This window comes from Bradyrhizobium sp. AZCC 2262 (genome assembly GCF_036924535.1).
In the GTDB taxonomy this organism is placed as follows: Bacteria; Pseudomonadota; Alphaproteobacteria; order Rhizobiales; family Xanthobacteraceae; genus Bradyrhizobium.
Window position 1 is genome coordinate 904,877 of record NZ_JAZHRT010000001.1, and the last position, 23,588, is coordinate 928,464.

Here is a 23,588-nt window from a genome sequence, read left to right on the forward strand (position 1 = left end):
CTCATGACCGAAGAACTCGCCAGCAAAGTCGCTGTCGTCACCGGGGCGGGCCGCAATATCGGCCGTGCGATCGCGCTGACCCTGGCGGAGGGCGGGGCGTCCATCGTGGTCAATGCGCGCAGCAACCGTGCCGAGGCCGAGGCCGTCGCACGGGAGATCGAGGCTGCAGGCGGCAAAGCGCTGGTTCATATCGGCGACGTCGCCGACGCCGTGGCGGTGCAGGCCATGGCGGATGTGGCCGTCAAGCAACTTGGCGGTATCGATATCCTCGTCAACAACGCGGCGTTGCGGCGCGAGAAACCGTTCGCCGAGATGAGCTATGCGGCGTGGCGCGAAATCCTTGACGTTACGCTCGACGGCGCGTTCCTCTGCGTGAAGGCCTGCCTGCCGGGGTTGCGCAAGTCAGGTGCGGGAACGATCGTCAATATCGGCGGCCTCAGCGCGCATACGGGTGCGAAGAATCGCGCGCATGTCGTGACCGCGAAGGCGGGCATCATCGGCCTGACGCGGGCGCTGGCCCACGATCTTGCCGATGACGGCATTACCGTGAACTGCGTGGTTCCCGGGCTGATCGGCACGCCGCGGTCCAAGGACAAACCGGAGCCGGCGCATCATTTGACCCATCAGACCATCACCGGCAATCGCGGGCTGCCGGAAGACGTCGCCGCAACCGTGCGTTTTCTGTGTGGGCCCGGTGCGCGCTACATAAATGGACAGGCCATCCACACCAATGGCGGCGCCTATTTGGGCGCCTGACGCATGGCAAAAGGCCGTTTTTGCAGGTGCACGGCCGGACAAACCCTCTCGGCGACGGCGGCATTTGATGTTACCTAGAAGCGCATGAACCAGCATGCCAAGGTCGATATCCGCCATTCCACCTGTCCGCACGATTGCCCGTCGGCCTGCGCGCTCGACATCGAGGTAATCGACGGTCGCTCGATCGGCCGGGTCCGCGGCTCCAAGGTTCAGACCTACACGGCGGGCGTGGTGTGCGCGAAGGTCGCACGCTACGCCGAGCGCATTCATCACCCTGACCGGCTGCTCCACCCGATGCGCCGTACCGGACCAAAGGGTTCGGGCCAGTTCGCGCAGATTTCCTGGGATGAGGCGCTCGACGAAATCGCCGCGCGCTTCGATCAGGCCGAGCGTGAATTCGGCGCTGAATCCGTCTGGCCCTATTACTATGCCGGCACGATGGGACTCGTGATGCGCGATGGCATCAATCGCCTGTCGCACGTGAAGAAATATTCGCGCTTCTATTCGACCATCTGCGCCAACATTGCACGCGTCGGCTTTTCCATCGGCACCGGCAAGATCGCGGGCGTCGATCCGCGCGAGATGGGGGTCTCTGATCTCGTCGTGATCTGGGGCACCAATCCGGTGAACACCCAGGTCAACGTGATGACGCATGCCTCGCGCGCCCGCAAGGAGCGCGGCGCGAAAATCGCGGCGATCGACATCTACAACAACGACACCATGAAGCAGGCCGATATCAAGATCATTTTGCGGCCGGGCACCGATGGCGCCTTCGCCTGTGGCGTCATGCACGTGCTGTTCCGCGAGGGTTACGCGGACCGTGCCTATATGGATCGCTACACCGATTGTCCCGATAAATTGGAAAAGCATCTGGCAACGCGTACGCCGGAATGGGCCTCGGGGATCTCGGGTGTGCCGGTCGAGGAGATCGAGGCATTTGCTCGCCTCGTCGGCCAGACCAAACGTTCCTTTTTCCGCCTCGGCTATGGCTTTACCCGCAGCCGCAACGGCGCGGCGCAGATGCATGCGGCGCTGTGCATTCCCGCGGTGACGGGCGCCTGGCAGTATGAAGGCGGCGGCGCTTTCTTCAACAATGCCGGGATCTGGAAGTTCAACGAATCCATCATCGAGGGCCACGACGCGATCGACCGCACGACGCGCTGGCTCGATCAGTCCAAGATCGGCCGCATCCTGACCGGGGATGCGGAGGCGCTGAAGGGTGGCGGCCCCGTCAAGGCGATGCTGATCCAGAACACCAATCCCGTGACGGTCGCGCCGGAACAGGCGCTGGTGCGCCGGGGCTTTGCCCGCGAGGACCTCTTCGTCGCGGTGCACGAGCAGTTCATGACCGAAACGGCCGCCATGGCCGACATTGTGCTTCCGGCAACGATGTTCATGGAACACGACGACCTCTATTACGGCGGCGGTCACCAGCATATTTCGGTCGGTGCAAAGCTGATCGATCCGCCCGGTGAGTGCCGTTCCAATCATGAGGTGCTGCAAGGCCTCGGCGGCCGCCTCAATGCCGTGCATCCCGGGTTTGAGATGACGCCGCGCGAGCTGATCGATGCGACGTTGAAGAAGAGCGGCCACGGCGATATTGAAACCCTCGAAGCGGATTTATGGCGCGACATCCAGCCGGATTTTCGCACTTCGCACTATCTCGACGGCTTCGCGCATGCCGACAAGAAATTCCACTTCAAGGCCGACTGGGCGAATCCTCCGTGGGGCAATCCGGGCCTTGGTCCGTGGGCGCAGATGCCCTCGCTGCCCGATCACTGGACGATCATCGAGGAGGCGGATGAGAAACATCCGTTCCGTCTCGCCACCTCGCCGTCGCGCAGCTATCTCAATACCAGCTTCAATGAGACGCCGGGATCGCAGGCTCGCGAAGGCGCGCCGACGCTGATGATGCACCCGGAGGACGCCGCGGCCCTTTCGATCGCCGATGGCGAGGCCGTGACGCTCGGCAACATGCGAGGCGAAACCACGCTGACCGTGAAACTGTTTGACGGCCTACGCCGCGGTGTGCTGATCGCCGAGTCCATTCATCCGAACAAGGCCCATATCGGCGGCCACGGCATCAACATGCTGACCGGTGCCGAAACGGTCGCGCCGGTCGGCGGCGCGGCGTTCCATGACAACAAGGTCTGGATCAAAAAAATGGCGTCAGCTACTGCGCGCAAGAGCTAGACCGCACTTGCAGTCCACGGTGATCCTGCCGCAAATGCTGGCCAGCATTTGGCAACGGGATGAGTGGGACAATGACTGATACCAATAGCGTGATACGCGAAAAGCGCGGACAGGCGTTCTGGATTACCATCAACCGGCCGGACAAGCGCAACGCCATCAATGCCGACGTGGTCGCCGGCATCGTCCGCGGCTATCGCGAAGCGCATGACGATAAGGATGTCCGCGTCATCGTGCTGACAGGGGCGGGCGAGAAGGCGTTTTGCGCCGGCGCTGACCTGCAGAACAGCGGCGCTGCCTTCGCGATGGATTTTTCCAGGCCGAATGTCGACTACGCCGACCTGCTGCGGCTGTCGCAAAACGCCACCAAGCCTGCGATCGCACGGGTGGGAGGCGTCTGCATGGCCGGTGGCATGGGCTTGCTGTGCATGACCGACATGGCCGTCGCCGCCGATCATGTGATTTTCGGTTTGCCCGAGGTGAAGGTCGGCGTGTTCCCGATGCAGGTGCTGAGCCTGCTGCAGTCGATCGCGCCCAAGCGGCTGGTCAGCGAATGGTCGCTGACCGGCGAGCCGTTCGATGCACACACGGCGCAGGCGGCCGGACTCCTGAACTACGTGGTGCCGGCGGCGGAGCTCGACGCCAGGGTCGACTGGCTGATCAGCCGCATCGTCGACAAGTCGCCGACCGCGATCCGGCGCGGCAAATACGCGATGCGGGCGATCGCTTCGATGTCGTTCGACGAGAGCATCGCCTATACCGAAAGCCAGATCGCGTTGCTGGCGATGACGGAGGACGCCAAGGAAGGCCTCAAGGCCTTCGGCGAGAAACGCAAGCCGTCGTGGACGGGAAAGTGATTATCCGGCGTTTGCCTTCAGTCCAGCGGCTTCGATCCCCGCGACGGCGCAGATCTCATCATTGTCAGACGTGTCGCCGCTGACGCCGACGGCGCCGAGCAGGCCGCCGTCGCCCTGGACCAGCACGCCGCCGGGCACCGGCACCAAACGTCCCTGCGCCAGTGCATTCACCGCACCGACGAAATAGGCCTGCTCTTGGGCACGCTGGAACAGCGCCCGCGATCCCATGCCCATCGCAAGCGCGCCATAGGCCTTGCCGTGCGCGATTTCGGCCCGCATCAGGCTGGTGCCATCCTGCGCCGCCGTGACCTTCACGCAGCCGCGGGCATCCAGAATGGTGATGACCAGCGGCTTCAGTTTCTTCTCAACGCCCTTGGCAAGGGCGGCATCGAGAATCTTGCGGGCGACGTCGAGGGTGAGTTCAGCCATAATAAGTTCCTTTGCGATTGAGCGGGATTAATGGTTGGGCCGCGCGCTGTCGAGGCTCATCGCGAGCACCCGGGCGACGTGCAGTGCTGCACGGTTCGTGCCATCCTTGATCTGGTGCCGGCACGAAGTGCCGTCGGCGACGATCAGCGTGGCGGTATCGGCGCGGCGTACCGCCGGCAGCAGCGACAGCTCGGCCATTTCCATCGAGGCCTCATAGGTGTCGGCGCCGTAGCCGAACGCGCCGGCCATGCCGCAGCAACTGGACTCGACGGTTTCGACTTTGAGGTCAGGAATGAGGCGAAGTATTTTTTCGACCGGCTTGAACGCGCCGAATGATTTTTGATGGCAGTGGCCGTGAACCAGCGCTTTGCCCGGCATCGCGCCGAGCGGCAAGTTGAGGCGGCCGGCTTCCGCCTCGCGAACCAGAAACTCCTCGAACAACAATGCATGCGCGCTGACGCTCTTGGCGTCATTGTCCGAGCGCAGCGAGAGCAGTTCGTCGCGAAGCGTCAGCAGGCAACTCGGCTCCAGTCCGACGATCGGCACGCCGCGCGCGGCGAATGGGGTGTAAGTCGTGACCAGACGGTCCAGTTCGCTGCGCGCCTGTTCGACCAGACCTGCCGAGAGGAATGTCCGTCCGCAACACAGCGGACGGGCGCGGTCGGCGGGGCGCGGAAGATGCACGCGATATCCGCCTTCGACCAAAACACGCAAGGCGGCGTCGAGATTCTCGCGCTCATAGGCGCGGTTGAACGTATCGGCGAACAGCACGACCTCGTGGCCGTCGGCGGGGCCGAAGACCTGGGAGTCGGCCTTGAACACGTCGCGGCGGAATGCGGGTAGAGCTCGCTTCGCACTGACGCCCGCAAACTTCTCGAATAGCGCACGCAGCAACGAACTGTTGTTGCGCAAATTGGCAAGTGGGGCGAAGCGGGAGGCGAGGTCCGCATAGCGCGGCAGATAGCCGACCAGCCGGTCGCGCAGCGATAGGCCGTGTTTTTCGGCGCGGGCGGCCAGTACCTCGATCTTCATCTTCGCCATGTCGACGCCGGTCGGGCATTCATGGCGGCAGGCCTTGCAGGATACGCAGAGTTTGAGCGTGTCCATCATATCGTCGGAGGCGAGAGCATCCGGCCCGAGCTGGCCAGAGATCGCGAGCCGCAGCGTGTTGGCACGGCCGCGCGTGACGTCCTTCTCGTTGCGGGTCGCGCGATAGGACGGGCACATCACGCCGCCTTCGAGTTTCCGGCAGGCGCCGTTGTTGTTGCACATCTCGACCGCGCCCTGAAAGCCACCGCCGGCGCCGGGATAGGCTGACCAGTCGAGCACGGTCTTCAGTTCGCCTATGCGATAGTCCGGCCGATAACGAAACAGCGAACGATCGTCCATTTTGGGCGGATCGACGATCTTGCCGGGATTGAGCAGATTGTCCGGATCGAAGCGCGCCTTGACCTCCCGGAAATCGGCAACGATGCGGGAGCCGAACATCGTTTCGTGAAACTCGGAACGAACCAGCCCGTCGCCATGCTCGCCGGAGTGCGAGCCCTTGTACTCGCGGACCATCTCGAAGGTTTCCTCGGCGATGGCGCGCATCGCTTTCACGTCCTTTTCGAGCTTCAAATTGAGGACAGGGCGCACATGCAGGCAGCCTTCGGAGGCATGCGCATACATGGTGCCGCGCGTGCCGTGTTTGGCGAAGATGGTGTTGAGCCGTTCGGTATAATCGGCGAGGTGCGGCAGCGGCACGGCACAATCCTCGACAAAGGAGACCGGCTTGCCTTCCTGCTTCATCGACATCATGACGTTGAGGCCGGAGGTGCGGAAATCCGCGATCGCCGTCTGCGTCGCGGGCTCGACGACATCAACCACGCCGCCCCATTTACGCTGCGGATGGTTCCAGCCGAAGCCAAGATCCGACATCAACTCCGAAAGCTGTTTCAGCTTTTGCAGATTGTCGGGCTGATCCTCTTCGGCGAACTCGACGATCAGCAGCGCGTCGGGATCGCCCCGCACGGTCGCCTCGATCACGGGCCTGAACATGGCAATGTCGCGCCCTAGCGCAATCATCGTGCGGTCGACCAACTCCACCGCGATCGGCCGCAACTTGACCAGATGCTGGGCCGCGTCCATCGCCTCATAGAAGCTGCCGAAGTGGCAGACGCCGAGCACCTTGTTGCGGATCACTGGCCACAGTTTGAGTTCGACCTGCGTGGTGAAGGCCAGCGTGCCTTCGGAGCCGACCAGGAGATGCGCCATGTTGTTCGGCGCATTGCGCGGCACCAGCGCATCGAGATTGTAGCCGCCGACGCGGCGCTGCACCTTTGGAAACCGCTCCGATATCTCGGCAGCCTCGCGCTCGCCGAGATCGAGCATGTCACGGAATAGCGCAAGCCCGCTCTGGGGCGAATTCACCTGCGCCAGATCCCGCGGCACCTCGCCGAAATGCAGAAGCGTGCCATCGGCCAGCGCCGCATCCATCGACAGTGTGTTGTCGCGCATGGTGCCGTAGCGCAGCGAACGGCCGCCGCAGGAATTGTTGCCGGCCATGCCGCCGATGGTCGCGCGCGAAGCGGTGGAGACGTCGACCGGAAACCAGAGCCCGTGCTTTTTGAGCTGGCGGTTGAGATCGTCGAGCACGATGCCGGGCTCGACCGCGCAAGTGCGGTTTTCGACATCGAGCGAGAGGATGCGGTTCAGATGCTTGGAAAAGTCGACGACGATTCCCTCGTTGACGGTCTGGCCGCATTGCGATGTCCCGCCGCCACGCGGGGTGACGATCAGGCCCTCGTCGCGGCAAATGGCGAGCGCGTTGAGGGCCTCGTCGATGCTGCGGGGCACCACCACGCCGGCCGGCATGATCTGGTAGAACGAGGCATCGGTGGCATAGCGACCGCGGTTGAAGGCATCGAAGAACACATCGCCGGTCAGATTTGACCGCAGGCGTCGCTGGAGTGTCGAGGCGTTTTTCATCCCAAATCCAAAGCGATCCAAGAGGGCTGTTGTAACCCCTCAACGGGATTTTGCACTTTTTATAGGACGAACTACATTATGAATTCATAATCGGCAAGCTATCTGCCCGCCGCCGTGGCCTCCGTGGCGTCTCGTGCCACGGCCAGATGTTCGATGGCGGCGGTTCGTTTATTGCGCAAGTGCTGGAACAGGATATCGCTCAGTTCGCTTCCGGCGCGGCGGCGCAGCGCATCTAGGATCGCTTCGTGCTCGCGCATGGCCTCGCCCCAGCGCTGCCGCTGGCGCGCGAAATTGGCGGAATAGCGGACGCGGCGGATCCGGCCGGCAAAACTGGCGTAGGCCGCGCGCAGGGTCTCGTTGCGTGCGGCAGCCACGATGCTCTCGTGGATGCGCTGGTTGACCTGAAAATAGCCGTGCATGTCGCTATTGAGGTAATGGCCGTACATCTCATAGTGCAGCAGCTCGATCGCTGCGATTTCCTCGTCCGTGATGGCCTCGCAGGCAAGGCGTCCGGCGAGGCTTTCCAGGCCGGCCATCACGTCGAAAAGCTCCTCCAGATCCCGCTCGCTAAGCTGGCGCACGCGTGCGCCGCGGTTGGGCAGGAGCTCGATGAAGCCCTCCGCAGCCAGGACCTTGAGCGCCTCGCGCAGTGGCGTCCTGGAGATTCCAAGCATCTCGCAGAGTTGCCGTTCGGGAACGCGTGCACCCTCTGGAATGTTGCCTTCGACGACGTAGTCGCGAAGCCGCAGCAGGATTTCGCCATGCAGCGAGGCCTCCTGGCGGTCCGGCTGGGCGATCGGCACTCCGGTTTCGGGAATCGTGGATTTCATTTGCATAACAGTAATTTGCGGAATCTGCGGCGTCGACGATCTAAATCGAATACCAAAAATAAGTTGAAAAGACAAAAAATGAATGCAAAATGACCCTCAAGGCGCGTTTTTGGAGGTTGTCATGCGACAAGGACGGCATTTTCTGCAGATTCCGGGCCCGAGCCCGGTTCCAGACCGCGTTCTCCGCGCCATGGACATGCCCGTGATCGATCACCGCAGTGCCCAGTTCGCCGAGCTCGGCCGGGCGGTGCTGGAGGGTAGCCAGAGGATTTTCCAGACCGCTGGACCGGTGGTGATCTTCCCGTCGTCAGGGACAGGCGCCTGGGAGGCCGCAATCGTCAATACGCTTTCGCCCGGCGACAAGGTCCTGATGGTGGAGACCGGCCACTTTGCGACCCTGTGGCGCCAGATGGCGGGCCGTTTCGGGATCGAGGTCGATTTCATTGCCGGGGATTGGCGTCGCGGGGCCGACCCCGCCGAGATCGAGGCCAGGCTCGCGGAGGATGCCGCACACGCGATCAAAGCGGTGATGGTGGTCCATAACGAGACGTCGACCGGCGCCACTAGCCGTATCGCCGACATCCGCGCCGCGATTGATCGGGCCGGACATCCCGCATTGTTGATGGTCGACACCATCTCTTCGCTCGGGTCGGTCGACTACCGGCATGACGAATGGAAGGTCGACGTCAGCGTCAGTTGCTCACAAAAGGGTTTCATGCTGCCGCCCGGCCTCGGCTTCAACGCGATCTCGGAGAAGGCCCGCGCCGCCGCCAGAACCAACCGGATGCCGCGCTCCTATTTCGACTGGGAGGAGATGCTGAAGCCGAACGCGAAGGGCTTCTTCCCGTATACGCCGGCGACAAACCTGCTCTACGGGCTGCGTGAGGCGATCGCGATGCTGCTGGAAGAGGGGCTCGACAATGTGTTCGCGCGTCACCAGCGGCTTGCCGCAGCGACGCGAGCGGCGGTCCATCACTGGGGGCTGGAGGTGCTGTGCCAGGAACCTCAGGAGCATTCGCCCGTGCTAACCGCCGTCCTGATGCCGCCGGGGCACGACGCCGATCAATTCCGTCAGGTCGTGCTCGACAACTATAACATGTCGCTCGGCGCAGGCCTGTCGAAAGTCGCGGGCAAGGTGTTCCGCATCGGCCATCTCGGCGAATGCAACGAGCTCACGCTGCTCGGGGCGTTGACCGGCGTCGAGATGGGGTTGTCGGTCGCCGGCGTACCGCATCGGGCAGGCGGCGTGGCGGCTGCGATGAGCTACCTCGAAGGCCGAACGGAAACCAACAATCCCACGCCTCTCAAAGTGGTGGGCGTGTAACGCAATCGGCAGACCGAACTTCGTCGGTCCGTTGAGGCCTCTATCGTTTCGCGAATTCCATTGGCCGCTCTGTTTGTCAGCGAATCCGTCGAAGCGATCCAAAGAACATCAGGCGCAAGCGCCGACAGCTAATGGGGAAGATATGCGCAAGGTAACAGGCGTCGCCGTTGGACTGCTACTGGCTGCAGGCGCAATGCCGGCACTGGCATGGGAGCCGACGAAGCCGGTCGAGATCGTGGTTGCGGCGGGTGCCGGCGGCGCCTCGGATCAGATGGCCCGCATGATGCAGGCGGCGATCCAGAAGAATGGCTTGATGAAGGCTCCGATCGTGGTGTCCCTGAAGGGTGGGGCATCCGGCGCCGAAGCGCTCATGTACATGAAATCCAGCGATGGCGACGCCAACAAGGTGCTGATCGCCTATTCCCTGATTTACATGCTGCCGCTGTCAGCGAAAATTCCCTTCAATTGGCGCGACCTCACACCCGTGGCTGTCGTGGCGATGGATCAGTTCGTCCTGTGGGACAATGCGGCAGGTCCAAAGTCGGTCAAGGACTTCATCGCTGCCGCGAAGGCCGCCGCGCCTCCGTTCAAGATGGGCGGCACGGGTTCCAAACCTGAGGATCATGTGCTCACGATATTCATGGAAAAGAAGACCGGCGCCAAATTTTCCTACCTGCCGTACAAATCCGGCGGCGAAGCCGCAACGCAGCTGGTCGGCAACCACACCGAATCCAACGTCAATAATCCTTCCGAAAATCTGGAAGTCTGGCGCGCCGGCCAGGTGCGCGCGCTCTGCGTGTTCGACAAGGAGAGAATTTCCTACACCACCAAGGTGACCGAAACGCAGTCGTGGAACGATATTCCGACCTGCAAAGAAGAAGGTCTCGATGTGCAGTATCTGATGCTGCGCGCGATGTTCCTGCCCGGAAAAGTCAGCCAGGAGCAACAGGCATTCTACGTCGACCTGCTTCAAAAGATTTCCCAGACGCCCGAGTACCGGAACTACATGGAGAAGCAGGCGCTGAAGCCGGTCTTCCTCAAGGGGCAGGAGATGCTCAAATTCCTCGAAGAGGATGACGCGTTGAACAAGTCGCTGATGACGGAAGCAGGGTTTGCAGCGCCGTAAGCCTTCGCGCTCCCGCTCTGCTGTCGAAGAAAGACCACGAAATCAGCCGTGAGAGACCATGTCCAACACTGATATTGAAATTGTCGTCGATGATCCGACCGCGCCCGAGGCGGATTCGCCAGTGGTCACCAGCACTCGCGCGGTCGACGTGGTCGTCTCCCTCCTGCTGCTCGGGCTCGCAGTGACGCTCGGATACGATAACTGGCGCACCGGCGCAGGATGGGAGTCGACCGGCCCGCAGGCCGGCTATTTCCCGTTCTATCTCTCCGTCATCCTTGCAGGCGCGAGTCTCTACGGCCTGATCGCCGCATTCCTGTCGCGCAAGGAAGCCCGAGAGACGTTTGTCACGCAGGCCCAGCTGCGCCGCGTGATGGCGGTATTCGTGCCGACGCTGCTGTTCTGCCTCGCCATGCAGTTCCTCGGGCTCTATGTCGCAAGCTTCCTGCTGATTGCGGGTTTCATGCGAGTGGTCGGCAAGATCGCGTGGTGGAAATCGCTGCTCACCGCCTTGGTGTTCACCGCCGTGATGTTCGTGACCTTCGACATCGCCTTTGACGTCATCATGCCGAAGGGTCCGCTCGAAGCGGCGCTCGGCCGCTAGGAAGCCTGTCATGGAAGCATTTGGATTGCTGCTGCACGGCTTCGCCGTCCTCATGACCTGGAAGATCATCACCTTGATGATCCTCGGTCTGGTGCTCGGCATCTTCGTCGGCGTGCTGCCGGGCCTCGGCGGACCCAACGGCGTGGCGATCCTGCTGCCGCTGACGTTCACGATGGACCCGACCTCGGCGATCGTGATGCTGTCGTGCATCTACTGGGGCGCGCTGTTCGGCGGCGCCATCACCTCGATCCTGTTCAACATCCCCGGTGAGGCCTGGTCGGTCGCGACCACCTTCGATGGTTATCCGATGGCGCAGCAGGGCAGGGCGGCGGAAGCACTGACCGCGGCGTTTACCTCGTCGTTCATCGGCTCGCTGGTCGCGGTGATGCTGATCACCTTCCTGGCGCCGATGATCTCGTCGTTCGCGCTGAAATTCGGGCCGCCCGAATTCTTCGCGGTGTATCTCCTGACCTTCTGCTCGTTCGTCGGGCTCGGCCGCGAGGCCAAGCACAAGACGGTCATTTCGATGTCGCTCGGCCTGCTGCTTGCCGGCATCGGCATGGACACCGTGTCCGGCCAGTTGCGCATGACCTTCGGCTCGGCGGAACTGCTGCGCGGCGTCAACTTCCTCGTCGCCGTTATCGGCCTGTTCGGCATCAGCGAGATCCTCTTGACCATGGAGGAGCGCCTGGCGCTGCGCGGCCATGCCGCCGGCATCTCGCTGCGCGTGGTGCTGTCGGTCTGGAAGGACCTGCCGAAATATTGGGTGACGCTGCTGCGCTCCTCCTTCATCGGTTGCTGGCTCGGCATTACCCCGGGCGGGGCAATCGCCGCGTCGTTCATGGGCTATAACCTCGCCAAGCGCTTCTCCAAGGACCAGGACAGTTTTGGCAAGGGCCGCATCGAGGGCGTGTTCGCGCCGGAAACCGCGGCGCACGCTTCCGGCACCGCGGCGCTGCTGCCGATGCTCGCGCTCGGCATCCCCGGCTCCGGTACTGCGGCAATCCTGCTCGGCGGATTGATGGTGTGGGGTCTCAACCCCGGGCCGTTGCTGTTCGTCGAGCACAAGGATTTCGTCTGGGGCCTGATCGCCTCGATGTATCTCGGCAATGTTGTCGGTCTCGTGCTGGTGCTGACGACGGTGCCGATCTTTGCCTCGATCCTGCGGGTGCCGTTCGCGGCGGTCGCCCCGATGATCGTCGTGTCCTGCGCGATCGGCGCCTACGCGATCCAGAACGCGATGTTCGACATCTGGCTGATGCTGGGGTTTGGCGTGGTCGGCTACGTCTTCAAGAAGATCGGCATTCCGCTCGCGCCATTCACGCTGGCGCTGGTGCTCGGCAACCGCGCCGAGGACGCGTTCCGCCTGTCGATGATCGGCTCCGGCGGCGACCTGAAAGTGTTCTGGTCCAACGGCCTGGTCGGCTCGATCACGACGCTGGCGATCGTGCTGCTGTTCTGGCCGGTCATTGACAAGGTGATCAGCGGCGCCGGAAAGCTCATGCGGCCGGCGCAGGCCTAGTTCGCAAGCCACACTCAAGGCGGTCGAGTAGAAGGGCTTTCGTCGGCGATACCTGGTCATGGCCAACTTTCGTGTCAGCGGCGCTTCCCATGGTGAAGCTCTGCTTCTGATGCATTGACAGCCCCCGCCCGGAGGGGGACAAGCCCGTCGAATAGTGGTATTCGAGCGGCTCGCGAAGCCAAGACAAGACCGGGAAGGACGCCTATGACCGTGCATACTGGCAGGCATTTTCTGCAGATTCCGGGACCGACCAACGTGCCGGACCGGGTTCTGCGCGCCATGGACATGCCGACCATGGACCACCGGGGTCCGGAATTCGCCGAGATCGGTCACGCCGTGCTGGCCGCCATGCAGCGGGTGTTTCGCACCAGGCAGCCGGTGATCATCTACCCGTCGTCCGGCACCGGTGCCTGGGAGGCTGCGCTCGTCAACACGCTGCAACCGGGTGACAAGGTTCTGATGGCGGAGACCGGTCAGTTTGCTGTGCTGTGGCGCGGTATCGCCGAGAAGTTCAAGCTCGACGTGGATTTCCTGCCCGGCGACTGGCGCCATGGCGCCGACCTCGAGCAGATCGAGGCGCGGCTATCGGCCGACAAGGCGCACAAGATCAAGGCCGTTTGCGTGGTTCACAACGAGACCTCGACCGGCTGCGTCACCCATCCGCAGGACGTCCGTAAAATTCTCGACCGCGTCAACCATCCCGCGCTGCTGATGGTCGACACCATCTCCGGTCTCGGATCGCTGGAATATGAGCATGATGCCTGGGGCATCGACGTGTCGGTCGCAGGTTCCCAGAAGGGCCTGATGTTGCCGCCGGGTCTCGGCTTCAACGCCATCTCGGAAAAGGCGCTGGCGGTTGCGAAAACGAACCCTGCCATGCGTTCCTATTGGGACTGGGAGGAAGTCATCGCGATCAACAAGGCGGGCACCTGGCCCTACACGCCCGCGACCAACCTGCTGTTCGGCTTACGCGAAGCGGTCAAGATGCTCGAGGAGGAAGGGCTGGAGAACGTCTTCGCCCGTCACAAGCGCCACAGCGCCGCGACGCGCGCGGCCGCCAAGGTGTGGGGCCTCGAAACGCAGTGCCAGGAGCAGGGCGCGCATTCGCCCGCGCTGACCGGCGTCGTCATGCCGGAAGGCCATGACGCCGATAATTTCCGCAAGGTCGTGCTGGAAAACTTCGATATGTCGCTCGGCACCGGCCTGAACAAGATCAAGGGCAAGGTGTTCCGGATCGGTCACATCGGGCACTTCAACGACCTGATGCTGATGGGCACGCTGTCGGGCGTCGAGATGGGCCTCGATCTCGCCAAGGTGCCGCATCGCGGCGGCGGCGTGCTGGCGGCGATGGAAGTGCTCAAGGGACGCGACGTCGTCGCGATGCCAAAGGCCGCCGTCGCCTGAATTGGTCTCGACCCAGCAACGAAAAGAACAGAAAGAACTGTGATGAACGCACCGGTAGCTGCCAGCGAAGACTTGCTCTATTCCGTCGAGGACGGCATAGCCCGGCTGACGTTCAACCGGCCGCAGGCGCGCAACGCGCTGACTTTTGCGATGTACGAGCGGATGGCGGCGATCTGCGAGGACGTCAACAAGGACCGCTCGATCAAGGTGATGATCCTGACCGGCACCGGTGACAAGGCGTTCGCATCGGGCACCGATATCTCGCAGTTCCGGGCTTTCAAGACCGCGGAAGACGCGCTCGAATATGAAGAGCGGATCGATCGCGTATTGGGGACCTTGGAGAAGGTCAGGGTGCCGACGATTGCGGCGATCGCCGGTGCCTGCACCGGCGGCGGCGCGGGAATTGCCGCCTGCTGCGATATCAGGATCGGTACGGCGGCGACGCGGATGGGCTTTCCGATCGCGCGCACGCTCGGCAATTGCCTGTCGATGTCAAATATCAGCCGGGTTGTTGCGCTGGTCGGACCGGCACGGACCAAGGATCTGATCTTTACGGCGCGGCTGATCGAGGCGCCCGAGGCGCTGTCGCTCGGTCTGCTCAACGAGGTGGTGCCCGACGTTCCGACGCTGCAACGCCGAGCCGACGAAACCGCCAAGCTTGTTGCCGGCCATGCGCCGATCACGATGGAAACCGCCAAGGAAGCAGTGCTCCGCCTCCGTCGTACCCTGTCGCGCGAGGAGGGCCGGGACCTGATACTGCGCGCCTATATGAGCGAGGATTTCCGCGAGGGAATGGACGCGTTCCTCAACAAGCGCACGCCGAACTGGAAGGGCAAGTAGTCGAGCGGGGCAACACAAGCGGTCAGATCGGGTCTTGCTTCTCACTATGGCCTGGCAGCCTTTCTTGCCAATTCCATACCCAGATCGAGCGCCGCGATACCTATTCTGTCTGACGGGCTCGTGAGGCAGCGGTGATCCATCCACGCGATGATCGCGTCGAAGTCACCGCCGCCAACCATGTCGCGTTCACCGCTGATGTTCAGTCCGCTGATAAATCCCACCAGCCAGGATTCAAAGCTTCCTTTGACGACCGCATTCTTTTTGCGGTTGGTCCACGCCGTGCAGGTTTGAGAGCCTGCGCCGATGATTGAGGAACCAGCGTCCGCGGCGGTGGCAAGACAAGCCAGAAGCAAACCAATCGCGAACGCTTTCATGTTTTTTCGCCAGCCGTCATTCGTCGGATCGCAGCGCAGCTAGTGCAATAGGACGGCTACTTTTTGAGACAAAGACCGATGGCCGGACCGGTGCCGCACTTGGCGCCATCGGGTGCACCGCCGGACGGACAGAACACCGACACCAGGTTTTCATTTGCATCGCAGCTGACCTCGCCGTTGGCCTGAACCGACCTGATGGAAACGCCAGCAGGTCCCGGATCGCCTTTCGCGCCGGGCGCACCCTGCGGTCCCTGTGGCCCTTGGGGACCCTGTTGGCCTTGAGCGCCCGGCACGCCTTGCACGCCCTGCGCACCTTGCGGCCCGGCTGGTCCCTGTGGGCCGGTTTCCCCTTTCGGTCCCGGATCCCGTCCACAACCCGCGACGATCAGCGCCGCGCCCATGAGGACCGCCACTAAAATCCTTCTCATTCAGTTTCTCCTCCTGATTTTCCTTGTAGCGTTCATTAAATGAGCCCACTCACAGCCATGCAACGGAAAAGCGGCGAGATTGAACCGGCTGTACATAACCACGGGCCTTGCTGGAAAGATTTGTGCCTCATGCGAAAGTCATAGGCGGCAAATTGCCCCTGCAGCTTGAACTCTCGTCGGTTCGCTCGCAAAATGCAGCACCAAGCCAATCTGATTTTTACAAAGCCTTGCAAATACATAGGGAAGAAACCTCGTGGGACAGATGCTGAAAGCCGCGGCCGCCTTGACGGCCATGATCGCAAGCACCCCGGCGCTTGCCGCCTGGGAGCCGACCAAGCCGGTCGAAATCGTGGTCGCAGCCGGCGCGGGCGGTGCGTCCGACCAGATGGCGCGGATGATGCAGGCGGCCATTCAGAAGAACAATCTGATGAAGCAGCCGATGGTTGTATCGCTCAAGGGCGGGGCATCGGGCGCCGAGGCGCTGATGTACATGAAGTCCAGCGACGGAGATCCCAACAAGGTCCTGATCGCCTATTCGCTGATTTACATGCTGCCGCTGTCGGCCAAGATCCCCTTCAACTGGCGTGACCTGACGCCGGTGTCTGTCGTCGCGATGGACCAGTTCGTGTTGTGGGATAACGCCGAGGGCCCCAAGACGGTGAAGGACTTCATCGCCGCCGCCAAGGCCGCGAGTTCGCCGTTCAAGATGGGCGGCACCGGCTCCAAGCGTGAGGATCACGTGCTGACCGTGTTCATGGAGCAGAAGACCGGCGCGAAATTCTCCTATCTGCCGTACAAGTCGGGCGGCGAGGCCGCGACGCAGCTCGTCGGCAAGCACACCGAGGCCAACGTCAACAATCCATCCGAAAATCTCGAGGTCTGGCGCGCCGGCCAGGTGCGCGCGCTCTGCGTGTTCGACAAGGAGAGAATTTCCTACACCACCAAGGTGACGGAAACGCAGTCCTGGAACGACATCCCGACCTGCAAGGAAGAAGGTCTCGACGTGCAGTATCTGATGCTGCGCGCGATGTTCCTGCCCGGCAAGGTGACGCCGGAACAACAGGCGTTCTACGTCGACCTGTTCCAGAAAGTGACGCAGACGGCGGAGTACAAGGACTATATGGAGAAGCAGGCGCTCAAGCCGATCTTCCTTACCGGCAAGGACATGCTGAAATTCCTCGAAGAGGACGACAAGCTCAACGCCTCGCTGATGATCGAAGCGGGCTTCGTCGCGAAATAGGCCGAACGTTATTTGTCGGCAGGACCGTATCCTGCGATCCTGCCGAGAACGTTTTCGATCTCCGCCTTCGGCAGCAGTCGCGGCGTCCCAATCTGCAGGCAGCCGTGATATTGCCGGGCCAGCGTTTCGACTTCGACGGCAAGCCACATCGCTTTCGAAAGCGATGCGCCGACCGCAATCATGCCATGGTGTTCCAGCAGGCACGCCAGCCGGCCTTCGAGCGCGCGCACGGCGTGCTCCGAAAGCTCCTGCGTGCCGAAGGTCGCGTACGGCGCGACACGGATGGTGTCGCCGCCGGCACACGCGATCATGTAATGGATCGGCGGAATTTCGAGGCCCATGATGGCGAGGATCGTCGAATAGGGCGGGTGGGCATGAACCACCGCATTGATTTCGGGCCGGGCCTTGAGGATGTCGAGGTGAAACCGCCACTCGCTCGACGGTTGCTGGGCGGCATTGTGCGAGCCGTCCATGCGCATGAACACGATCTGCTCGGGCTGCATCGCTTCGTAAGGCGTGCTGGTCGGCGTGATCAGCAGTCCCTCGCCATGGCGCAGGCTGATATTTCCAGATGTCCCCTGGTTGATGCCGAGCGCATTCATGCTGCGGCAGGCATCGATGATCGATTGGCGCTTTTCCCGGTCCTTCGTGTTCCGCATTTGGAGACCCCTTGCAACCGCGCGACAATGCTTGATTATTGCGCCGCAGTATAGTCGAACATCTTGCGTGAAATCCTGACTGGGAGAAGTCATGACGCGTGCCGTGCTTGGCATCATCGGCGGATCCGGCATCTACGACCTGCCGGGGCTGGAGGACGTCCGCGAGGAGACCATCGAGAGCCCTTGGGGCGAGCCGTCCGCAGCCCTGTCGCGCGGCGTCATCGGAGGCTTGCCGATCGTGTTCCTGCCGCGCCACGGCAAGGGCCATGTACTCTCGCCTTCCGACATCAACTACCGCGCCAATATCGACGTGCTGAAGCGGGCCGGAGTCACCGACCTGGTTTCGCTGTCGGCCTGCGGTTCGTTCCGGGAGGAACTGCCGCCTGGAACCTTCGTGCTGGTCGATCAGTTCGTCGACCGCACCTATCGGCGCGAAAGCTCGTTCTTTGGCAAGGGCTGCGTCGCCCACGTCTCGATGGCGCATCCGGTATCGCCGCGCCTGCACGTGCATCTGGCGGCGGCCGCCAAGGCCGAGGGCATCGCGGCGGTGCAGGGCGGCACTTATGTGTGCATGGAAGGTCCGCAGTTCTCCAGCCTCGCCGAGAGCCTGACCTACAAGGCGCAGGGTTATTCGGTGATCGGCATGACCAATATGCCCGAGGCCAAACTCGCCCGCGAGGCCGAGATCTGTTACGCCAGCGTGGCCATGGTCACCGATTTCGATTGCTGGCATCCCGATCACGACGCGGTCACCGTGCAGGACATCATTCGCGTGCTGAACTCGAATGCCGGCAAGGCCAAGGCGCTCGTCGCACGCCTCGCCAGGGATTTTCCGCGCGAGCATGAGCCTTGTCCCGTTGGATCGGACAAGGCGCTCGACACCGCCTTGATCACGGCGCCGGAAGCGCGCGATCTCAAGTTGCTCGCCAAGCTCGATGCGGTGGCGGGGAGGGTACTTCGGTCGTGAGGATGTCTTCCAGCGGGCGCGCGACGCGAAGGGCGTAGAACATGAAGGTCGACGGCCGGCATTTTCGCAGCATCTGGCTCGAGGAGGACGGCCGGACGGTCGGCGCGATCGATCAGCGGCGGTTGCCGCATGAATTCGTGGTGGCGCGTATCGCAAGCGCTGCTGATGCGACCGAAGCGATCCGCTCCATGCTGGTGCGCGGCGCGCCGCTGATCGGCGCGACCGCGGCTTTTGGTGTGGCGCTTGCCATGCGTGCCGATGCTTCCGATGCGGCGCTCGATCGCGCCTATGCCATGCTGCTGGCGGCGCGGCCGACGGCGATCAACCTGAAATGGGCGCTCGACGAGATGGCGCGCATCCTCCGGCCGTTGTCGGCATCGGATCGGGTCGCGGCAGCTTACCGGCGCGCGGGCGAAATCGCCGAGGAGGACGTCGCGATCAACCAGGGGATCGGCCGGCATGGCCTGGCGCTGATCGAGCAGATCGCAGCGAGGAAGCGGCCCGGCGAGCCGGTCAACGTCCTGACCCATTGCAACGCCGGCTGGCTTGCCACGGTAGACTGGGGCACCGCGACGGCGCCGATCTACCTCGCGCATGATCGCGGCCTGAAGGTTCATGTCTGGGTCGACGAGACCCGGCCGCGCAATCAGGGCGCTTCGCTCACGGCGTGGGAACTCGGCCACCACGGCGTGCCGCACACGGTGATCCCTGACAACACCGGCGGCCATCTGATGCAGCACCGCATGGTCGATCTCGCGATCGTCGGCACCGACCGGGTGGCCGCCAATGGCGACGTCTGCAACAAGATCGGCACCTACCTGAAGGCGCTCGCCGCACACGATAATGGCGTGCCGTTCTATGTTGCACTCCCGTCGCCGACCATCGACTTTAGTATCGATGACGGCATCAGGCAGATTCCGATCGAGCAGCGCAGCGCCGACGAAGTGGCGACCATGACCGGCCGCACCACCGATGGGCGCGTCGAGACCGTGCGCGTGGTCCCCGACGGCTCGCCAGTGGCCAACTACGCCTTCGACGTCACGCCGGCACGGCTGGTGACGGGATTGATCACCGAACGCGGCCTGCTTCGTCCCGAGCGTGCTGCACTTGCGAGCGCATTCCCGGAGCGCAGCGCGGGACATTGACGCCGGCGACGTCGGCACGTATCCCCGTTCAGGTCTGTCGTATCGGGGTTCACCGTCTCCATGTCCAATACCGACATCGAAATCGTCGTTGAAGATCCGACTGCGCCCGAGGCCGATTCGCCTGCAGTAACCAGCGTTCGCGCGGTCGACGTGATAGTCTCCCTGCTGTTGCTCGCGCTCGCGGTGACGCTCGGATACGACAACTGGCGTACCGGCGCGGGCTGGGAATCGACCGGCCCGCAGGCCGGCTATTTTCCGTTCTATCTCTCGGTCATCCTCGCCGGCGCCAGCCTTTATGGCCTCGTCGCGGCGTTCCTGTCGCGCAAGAAGGCTACCGAGGTCTTCGTGACGCGGGCGCAGCTTCGCCGCGTGATGGCGGTATTCGTGCCGACGCTGCTGTTCTGCCTCGCCATGCAGTTCCTCGGGCTCTATGTCGCAAGCTTCGTGCTGATTGCGGGTTTCATGCGAGTGGTCGGCAAGATCGCGTGGTGGAAGTCGTTGCTCACCGCCTTCGTGTTCACCGCCGTGATGTTCGTGACCTTCGACATCGCCTTCGACGTCATCATGCCAAAGGGTCCGCTCGAAGCGGCCCTCGGCCGCTAGCGGACCTGGTATGACTCGTTCCGTCATTGCGAGGAGCCAACGGGTCCGGCCTTCGGCCGGCCCGATGATAAACTCCGCGACGAAGCAATCCATTCTTGCTTTGCTGCACCATGGATTGCTTCGCTTCGCTCGCAATGACGAACTGCTTGGGATTAACTGATGGAAGCCCCGTAAATGGAAGCTTTGGGCCTCTTGATGCACGGCTTCGCCGTGTTGCTGACGTGGAAGACGCTGTTCTTGATGATCCTCGGGCTTGTGCTCGGCATCTTCGTCGGCGTGCTGCCGGGCCTCGGCGGACCCAACGGCGTGGCGATCCTGCTGCCGCTGACGTTCACGATGGACCCGACCTCGGCGATCGTGATGCTGTCGTGCATCTACTGGGGCGCGCTGTTCGGTGGCGCCATCACCTCGATCCTGTTCAACATCCCCGGCGAAGCCTGGTCGGTCGCGACCACCTTCGACGGCTATCCGATGGCGCAGCAGGGCAGGGCGGCGGAAGCGCTGACCGCGGCGTTTACCTCGTCGTTCATCGGCTCGCTGGTCGCGGTGATGCTGATCACCTTTCTGGCGCCGATGATCTCGTCGTTCGCGCTGAAATTCGGGCCGCCCGAATTCTTCGCGGTGTATCTCCTGACCTTCTGCTCGTTCGTCGGGCTCGGCCGCGAGGCCAAGCACAAGACGGTCATTTCGATGTCGCTCGGCCTCCTTCTCGCGGGCATCGGCATGGACACCGTGTCCGGCCAGCTGCGCATGACCTTCGGCTCGGCGGAACTGCTGCGCGGCATCAACTTCCTGGTCGCCGTGATCGGCCTGTTCGGCATCAGCGAGATCCTCTTGACCATGGAAGAGCGCCTGGCGCTGCGCGGCCATGCCGCCGGCATCTCGCTGCGCGTGGTCGTAATTCGATTTCTGGCGCAGTGGGGCTGGTGTCCTGGAGCCGAGTGCGACCTCAGTCAGAAATGCAGGATAGGTAGAGCCGTCAAACCAGGGCGATGGGCTATGAACCGTGAGCTGGGGTCGACGGCATGAGCTCACGCTCCAACTGGGTGCTCGGCAACGTGTCTCGCACGTTGATGCGTTCCCCACCTGGCTTGCTGACGTAAAGATGGCTCTCCAGCACGGATTGCATGTTCTCAAACATCGAATAGAGATCGTCGCAATAGACCGATGGATTGTCGTAACCGTTTTTCCTGGAAAAACGATGGGGAAGATAGCCTCCGCCGCAGGCGTTCATGAATTTGCACTGTCGGCACTTCTCGCAAAGATGGATTGAAGCATCGCGTGCGGCTTTCCAGCGATGCTCGTTCCTGACTTCGTCGATGGCATGATCGAAGATGTTGAATTTGGTCTGTGTGAAGCCGTCGCCTGCGATCCGCAACACATCGTGAGCCTCGACGGTACCATCGGTCATGATGGTGCAAAGTTCGATGGCCTTGTGGCCTACGCCCTCGGTGGGCGAATTGTTGCCAAGCAGGGCAGTGATCATGTCGGAAATGATCCGGATATTGGCTGTCGGTGCACTGCGATTGGCGGCCAGCCACAAGTCGAACAGACCGTTGTAAAACGAGGCAATGGATGGCGGCTTCTCATCCACCGTCGCATCGGGGATCATGATGTCATAGTTTGAAACCCCGCACGCAGCGAAAAACTCGACGTACTGCGCCGGCGGGTAGGCGGGATTGCAGACGGCCAAGGCGCTTACGCCAATATCGCGTGATACCAGCATGCGGGCGGCGCGTTCCACCGCGGCGTGGGTACCCGTGCCCTGAAACGTGCGGCGGTGAATGTCGTGAATATGCGCCGGTCCATCGAGGCTGATTGCAACCGCGATGTTGCGCGTCTCGAAGCAGTCCAGCCATTCACCATCGATCAGCACGCCGTTGGTTGTGACCGCGATGGGTATTTCGCAGCCTGTTCGTGACGAAATGTCCTCACAGGCCTCGGCAAAACGGTGGAAATTCTCAACGCCCCACAGCAAGGGCTCGCCGCCGTGCAGAATGATGGGAAAATCGACGAGGGAGTATCTGGCGACATGTTGCTCGATGCGCTGCAGCAGTTGATGCAGCACCTCGGCGCTCATCAGCTTCGGCTTATCGTAGACGGACGCGTCGCGGAACCAATAGCAATAGGAGCAATCAATGTTGCATCTCGTTGCCACTTTGACCAGTAGCTGCGTGATCGGCTGATCTTGAAAGGTGGCGGAATTTGAATCGTCAGCCGACATGCCGGCACCGGGATGGACTTGATGAAACTACTACCAGCCTTCGACTAGTATCCTCGAATAAATCCCCCTCTGCGGAACGCGCCTGCGCGCGGAGCATACCCGGCCCTGCGAAAGGCGCCGGCACCCGCCCCTTTGGCAAATGCTCCTCGTCTGAAGGCAACCTCGGTTGCCACTGGGTCGGCACCTTGGCCGCGCAGGTCACTCAGCAACGCGTCGATGCCTTGATGATCGCTCTGTATGGTCGCGCCTGGCCCGTGCAGTTGCAGGAGGCTCGCCAAAACCTTGAGCGTCGTTATCGCCATGATCATGCTCCTCTTTTCGCGACGCAGCCGAGGGATCGAACGAAAGGCCGGTGTTCAACCGGTTGAGCAGAGGAGGCAGTATGCCTCCGCTTCTGGCGCAACGCAAGCTGCCTTCACCGTCTGCGCTTTCAGCCCGGCCGGAGTCGCTTCGGCAGGCTGAAGGCGAGCCGGTAGAGCGGCAGGTTGTCGATCGCGCCGTGATCCTCGGCGGGAAGTGTCTTGCGCAGATGATGGATGGCGTCGCGGACCGCGGTCTCGTCGATGCCCTCGATCAGCAGCAGAGCGGCGAAGGAGCCGTCGTTGGCTCGCATGCCTTTCTCGCGGGTCTTGATCGAGGTCTGCGTGATGTCGGTGAGCAGGACCCGTGCGGCGATGATGCGGTCGAGGCGGGCCAGCTCTGCGACAAGCGCGGCGGCGTCCCAGGACGGCGCGGCGTCGAGGCGAAGGGGAGCGACGATGCCGCCCTGGCCGGTGCCGGCTGAAGCTGCGATGCGGCCGCCGCCGCGCGCGAAATTGCCGAGCCGGGGCATGATGCGCTGCGACCATGGCGTCGGCGTGTTAAGCCGCGCCAGATAGTCCGCACCGCCGACGACGCGTTCATCCTCGAGTTCGTAGAGGATGAAGTAGCGGTTCACCGACGCGCCGAGCGCACGAAAGATGCGGCATGCCAGGAAGCCGTTGACGCCGACCCGTTCGGCGGCATGTTCGCGCGTGATCCAGTGCGCCCAGTCGGTTTCGTCCTGCGGCGCGAGATCGCTCCAGATGGCGAGATAACCGGCTCCCTGCATGTCAGGCTC

At 62.6% G+C, this 23,588-nt stretch carries 21 protein-coding genes and 1 pseudogene; 14 read left to right on the forward strand and 8 right to left on the reverse strand.

Features of this window, described 5'->3' with window-relative positions; translation table 11 throughout:
- Nucleotides 1-3: 3 nt before the first annotated feature.
- The 3 genes from V1283_RS04115 (at nt 4) to V1283_RS04125 (ending at nt 3,803) form a co-directional block, all read left to right on the forward strand.
- The gene (locus V1283_RS04115; protein WP_334385167.1) at nt 4-756 is read left to right on the forward strand and encodes a 3-oxoacyl-ACP reductase family protein; all 753 of its coding nucleotides are present in this window, start codon (nt 4-6) and stop codon (nt 754-756) included.
- Between the two features lie 84 nt (nt 757-840).
- A complete protein-coding gene (locus V1283_RS04120) occupies nt 841-2,949 on the forward strand; it encodes a molybdopterin oxidoreductase family protein (protein ID WP_334385168.1) in 2,109 nt (702 codons plus the stop codon).
- A 71-nt stretch (nt 2,950-3,020) separates the two neighbouring features.
- Nucleotides 3,021-3,803: an enoyl-CoA hydratase/isomerase family protein gene (locus V1283_RS04125; protein WP_334385169.1), complete on the forward strand. Its 783-nt coding sequence runs from the start codon at nt 3,021-3,023 to the stop codon at nt 3,801-3,803.
- On the opposite strand, the gene V1283_RS04130 is transcribed toward V1283_RS04125, so the two are convergent.
- From V1283_RS04130 to V1283_RS04140, 3 genes are all read right to left on the reverse strand, one after another.
- Nucleotides 3,804-4,232, reverse strand: coding sequence for a GlcG/HbpS family heme-binding protein (locus tag V1283_RS04130; protein WP_334385170.1), 429 nt, complete (start codon nt 4,230-4,232; stop codon nt 3,804-3,806).
- A gap of 27 nt (nt 4,233-4,259) precedes the next feature.
- A complete protein-coding gene (locus tag V1283_RS04135; RefSeq protein ID WP_334385171.1) occupies nt 4,260-7,202 on the reverse strand; it encodes an FAD-binding and (Fe-S)-binding domain-containing protein in 2,943 nt (980 codons plus the stop codon).
- Between the two features lie 98 nt (nt 7,203-7,300).
- Nucleotides 7,301-8,032 carry a GntR family transcriptional regulator gene (locus tag V1283_RS04140; protein ID WP_334385172.1) on the reverse strand — a complete coding sequence of 244 codons (732 nt, stop codon included), beginning with the start codon at nt 8,030-8,032 and terminating at the stop codon, nt 7,301-7,303.
- Nucleotides 8,033-8,153: 121 nt separating this feature from the next.
- Here V1283_RS04140 and V1283_RS04145 point away from each other — a divergent pair, with 121 nt between their 5' ends.
- The 6 genes from V1283_RS04145 to V1283_RS04170 all read left to right on the forward strand — a co-directional run bounded on the left by V1283_RS04145 (nt 8,154) and on the right by V1283_RS04170 (nt 14,849).
- On the forward strand, nt 8,154-9,356 hold the full coding sequence (locus tag V1283_RS04145) for a pyridoxal-phosphate-dependent aminotransferase family protein (RefSeq protein WP_442895698.1): 1,203 nt from the start codon (nt 8,154-8,156) through the stop codon (nt 9,354-9,356).
- Between the two features lie 142 nt (nt 9,357-9,498).
- Complete coding sequence (locus V1283_RS04150) at nt 9,499-10,482, forward strand: Bug family tripartite tricarboxylate transporter substrate binding protein (RefSeq protein ID WP_442895699.1); 984 nt, start codon at nt 9,499-9,501, stop codon at nt 10,480-10,482.
- A gap of 58 nt (nt 10,483-10,540) precedes the next feature.
- Nucleotides 10,541-11,083, forward strand: a complete 543-nt coding sequence (locus V1283_RS04155; protein WP_334385175.1) for a tripartite tricarboxylate transporter TctB family protein — start codon at nt 10,541-10,543, stop codon at nt 11,081-11,083.
- 10 nt (nt 11,084-11,093) lie between these two features.
- Complete coding sequence (locus V1283_RS04160) at nt 11,094-12,605, forward strand: tripartite tricarboxylate transporter permease (RefSeq protein ID WP_334385176.1); 1,512 nt, start codon at nt 11,094-11,096, stop codon at nt 12,603-12,605.
- A gap of 204 nt (nt 12,606-12,809) precedes the next feature.
- Nucleotides 12,810-14,009 (forward strand): pyridoxal-phosphate-dependent aminotransferase family protein, encoded by a 1,200-nt coding sequence (locus V1283_RS04165; protein WP_334385177.1) that lies wholly within the window; start codon nt 12,810-12,812, stop codon nt 14,007-14,009.
- 42 nt (nt 14,010-14,051) lie between these two features.
- Complete coding sequence (locus V1283_RS04170) at nt 14,052-14,849, forward strand: enoyl-CoA hydratase/isomerase family protein (RefSeq protein ID WP_334385178.1); 798 nt, start codon at nt 14,052-14,054, stop codon at nt 14,847-14,849.
- A gap of 44 nt (nt 14,850-14,893) precedes the next feature.
- Here the strand turns inward: V1283_RS04170 and V1283_RS04175 are convergent, their stop codons facing one another.
- Nucleotides 14,894-15,223: a hypothetical protein gene (locus V1283_RS04175; RefSeq protein ID WP_334385179.1), complete on the reverse strand. Its 330-nt coding sequence runs from the start codon at nt 15,221-15,223 to the stop codon at nt 14,894-14,896.
- 56 nt (nt 15,224-15,279) lie between these two features.
- The gene (locus V1283_RS04180) at nt 15,280-15,651 is read right to left on the reverse strand and encodes a hypothetical protein (protein WP_334385180.1); all 372 of its coding nucleotides are present in this window, start codon (nt 15,649-15,651) and stop codon (nt 15,280-15,282) included.
- A 262-nt stretch (nt 15,652-15,913) separates the two neighbouring features.
- Between V1283_RS04180 and V1283_RS04185 the strand changes: the two genes are divergently transcribed.
- Nucleotides 15,914-16,891, forward strand: coding sequence for a Bug family tripartite tricarboxylate transporter substrate binding protein (locus V1283_RS04185; protein ID WP_442895841.1), 978 nt, complete (start codon nt 15,914-15,916; stop codon nt 16,889-16,891).
- Between the two features lie 8 nt (nt 16,892-16,899).
- On the opposite strand, the gene V1283_RS04190 is transcribed toward V1283_RS04185, so the two are convergent.
- The gene (locus tag V1283_RS04190; RefSeq protein ID WP_334385182.1) at nt 16,900-17,550 is read right to left on the reverse strand and encodes a class II aldolase/adducin family protein; all 651 of its coding nucleotides are present in this window, start codon (nt 17,548-17,550) and stop codon (nt 16,900-16,902) included.
- Between the two features lie 91 nt (nt 17,551-17,641).
- Here V1283_RS04190 and V1283_RS04195 point away from each other — a divergent pair, with 91 nt between their 5' ends.
- From V1283_RS04195 to V1283_RS04210, 4 genes and pseudogenes are all read left to right on the forward strand, one after another.
- Nucleotides 17,642-18,517 (forward strand): S-methyl-5'-thioadenosine phosphorylase, encoded by an 876-nt coding sequence (locus V1283_RS04195; protein ID WP_334385183.1) that lies wholly within the window; start codon nt 17,642-17,644, stop codon nt 18,515-18,517.
- Between the two features lie 41 nt (nt 18,518-18,558).
- The gene (gene mtnA, locus V1283_RS04200) at nt 18,559-19,662 is read left to right on the forward strand and encodes an S-methyl-5-thioribose-1-phosphate isomerase (RefSeq protein WP_334385184.1); all 1,104 of its coding nucleotides are present in this window, start codon (nt 18,559-18,561) and stop codon (nt 19,660-19,662) included.
- Nucleotides 19,663-19,722: 60 nt separating this feature from the next.
- Nucleotides 19,723-20,265 (forward strand): tripartite tricarboxylate transporter TctB family protein, encoded by a 543-nt coding sequence (locus V1283_RS04205; RefSeq protein WP_334385185.1) that lies wholly within the window; start codon nt 19,723-19,725, stop codon nt 20,263-20,265.
- Nucleotides 20,266-20,439: 174 nt separating this feature from the next.
- Nucleotides 20,440-21,186, forward strand: a pseudogene (locus V1283_RS04210) (tripartite tricarboxylate transporter permease); the annotation flags it as partial.
- A gap of 76 nt (nt 21,187-21,262) precedes the next feature.
- Here the strand turns inward: V1283_RS04210 and V1283_RS04215 are convergent.
- Entirely contained in the window at nt 21,263-22,489 is a 1,227-nt protein-coding gene (locus tag V1283_RS04215; RefSeq protein WP_334385186.1) for a radical SAM protein, read from the reverse strand.
- A gap of 430 nt (nt 22,490-22,919) precedes the next feature.
- Complete coding sequence (locus tag V1283_RS04220) at nt 22,920-23,579, reverse strand: hypothetical protein (RefSeq protein ID WP_334385187.1); 660 nt, start codon at nt 23,577-23,579, stop codon at nt 22,920-22,922.
- Between the last annotated feature and the right edge of the window lie 9 nt (nt 23,580-23,588).